3 protein-coding genes are annotated in these 2332 nt (G+C 44.6%); 2 read left to right on the top strand and 1 reads right to left on the bottom strand.

From position 1 onward, the window contains the following. A partial coding sequence (locus B0H99_RS17965; RefSeq protein WP_219905831.1) for a hypothetical protein occupies positions 1 to 244 on the top strand: 244 nt, incomplete at its 5' end. On the opposite strand, the gene ald is transcribed toward B0H99_RS17965, so the two are convergent. Further along, on the bottom strand, positions 216 to 1331 hold the full coding sequence (gene ald, locus B0H99_RS17515; RefSeq protein WP_106534961.1) for an alanine dehydrogenase: 1116 nt from the start codon (positions 1329 to 1331) through the stop codon (positions 216 to 218). The two genes, B0H99_RS17965 and ald, sit on opposite strands and share 29 nt — an antisense overlap. A 313-nt stretch (positions 1332 to 1644) precedes the next feature. Between ald and B0H99_RS17510 the strand changes: the two genes are divergently transcribed. Next, complete coding sequence (locus B0H99_RS17510) at positions 1645 to 2202, top strand: universal stress protein (RefSeq protein WP_106534960.1); 558 nt, start codon at positions 1645 to 1647, stop codon at positions 2200 to 2202. The last annotated feature ends 130 nt before the right edge of the window (positions 2203 to 2332 follow it).

Genomic DNA, 2332 nt, shown 5'->3' with positions numbered 1-2332 from the left:
CAATGAAAACCTGCAAAAGTCGCAAATGGAGCGGAAGGCGGCGACTCCAGCGGGACCAGCGCGAGCCGAAGACCCTGGACAGAGCGAAGCGAAGGGAGCGGCTGAGGCCGTGCCCGCGGAAAGCGTCCGCCTGGAGCGAAATGAAAAAAGCTGCCGAGAGTTTCTCGACAGCCTGAAAAAGCTGGTCCAAGGAACTCCTTGGACCAGCTTTTTACTTACGCCAACAACTCTTCAACTGTTTTGAATTCCAGCCCTTGGTCGTCCGCTACTGCTTTATATGTTACAAAGCCTTCGTAAGTGTTTACGCCTTTTTTCAAAGCTTCGTTTTGAAGAATGGCTTCTTTATAGCCTTTGTTCGCGATTTGCACAGCATATGGTACTGTAACGTTCGTCAATCCGATCGTTGATGTACGCGGCACCGCTCCTGGCATATTCGCCACTGCATAATGGACCACGCCATGTTTCAAATACGTTGGGTTATCATGAGTAGTAATGCGGTCGCTTGTTTCAAAAATTCCGCCTTGGTCGATAGCGATATCAACTACGACTGAACCCGGCTTCATCGACTTGATCATCTCTTCTGTTACTAATTTAGGTGCTTTAGCACCCGGTATTAACACGGCTCCCACTACCAAGTCCGCTTCTTTCACAGAGTCTGCGATATTGAATGGGTTGGAAATGAGCGTCTGTACATCTTGTCCGAAAAGATCATCCAACTGGCGAAGGCGATCCGGATTTAAATCAAGGATTGTCACACTTGCACCCATGCCGACAGCCACTTTTGCTGCGTGAGTTCCAGCCACTCCACCGCCGATAATCGTCACTTTGCCGCGTGAAACCCCAGGAATTCCGCCAAGCAGGATTCCTGCGCCCCCATGGATTTTTTCAAGGAACTGCGCTCCAATTTGTGTCGACATTTTTCCGGCCACTTCGCTCATTGGCGTAAGGAGCGGCAATGTGTTATTCGGAAGCTGAACGGTTTCATACGCAATGCCAATTACTTTTGAATCAAGCAACGCTTTTGTCAGTTCTGGTTCCGGAGCCAAATGTAGGTAAGTGAACAGGATCAAGCCTTCACGGAAGTAACCATATTCAGAAGAAATCGGCTCTTTCACCTTCATGACCATTTCCTGCGCCCAAGCCTCTTGTGCCGAAGACACAATATGTGCTCCCGCATTTTTATAATCTTCATCTGTAAAACCGGACCCAAGTCCTGCTCCCGCTTCGATAAATACTTCATGCCCGTAAAGCGTCAAGTTGACAACTCCAGCCGGGGTCATCGCTACGCGGTTTTCGTTGTTCTTTACTTCGGTAGGTACTCCAATACGCATTTTTAAAACCCTCCATTTTGTTCATTTCAATAATATGTAATGAAAACGCTTAATTAGTTCAAGGCAAATCCATTCTATCAGATATTCTATTTTTTCGCTTCAATTATTTTATCATGAAATCATTTCAACTTTCCGGTTCAGTAAGAATAAAAATATCCAGAATGGCTTTAACGGATTGCAATAAAAAATGAACTATATTTCTATAGTATTTTCTTTTGTTCCAACATAAATCACCATAAAAAATTAATAAAAAAGAAGGAACTAAACAATCACCTAGCGAATTTCATATATAAGAAAAAGGGAGGAATGTGCTATGACTTTAAGGTACTCGCAAATTTTAGTGGCGGTAGACGGTTCTAAAGAAGCGGAATGGGCTTTTAAAAAATCAGTCGGCATCGCAAAACGAAACAATGCAACTTTAAACTTGGCAAATATCATTGATACCCGTTCATTTGCAGCCATCGAAGCATACGATCGCTCGATTGCCGATCGTGCTCAACGGTTTGCGGAAGATTTACTGAATAATTATAAGAAAGAAGCGATGGATGCTGGAGTCCAGAGCGTCAACACACTGGTTGACTATGGCTCTCCAAAATCACTCATCTCCAGAGATATAGCAGGCAGAGTAAATGCCGACTTGATCGTCTGTGGAGCTACCGGATTAAATGCAGTTGAACGTTTTCTAATCGGGAGCGTTTCCGAGCATATCGTCCGTTCGGCCAAATGTGATGTGCTTGTTGTCCGGACAGAAGAACCATACGATGAAATTCCGGAAGGTTATGAGACCAGCACGGATGTTGATCGGAACTTCGAAGATCGCGACCGCGTTGAAACCCATTATAAAGTAGGCGAGGATATCGACAGACGCTGAACAAAAAAGCAAGCAACGAGTGATGAACTGACCCATTAATTTGAGACATTTGAAAAAAACACCTAAGCTGCCATTGTCCGATATTCAATCGGAGAGTGGCAGTTTAATTTTTGAAATGGTCGGATGTAGT

Source organism: Planomicrobium soli, assembly GCF_003014655.1.
GTDB lineage: Bacteria > Bacillota > Bacilli > Bacillales_A > Planococcaceae > Planococcus > Planococcus soli_B.
This window is presented reverse-complemented; position numbering and strand designations above follow the sequence as displayed.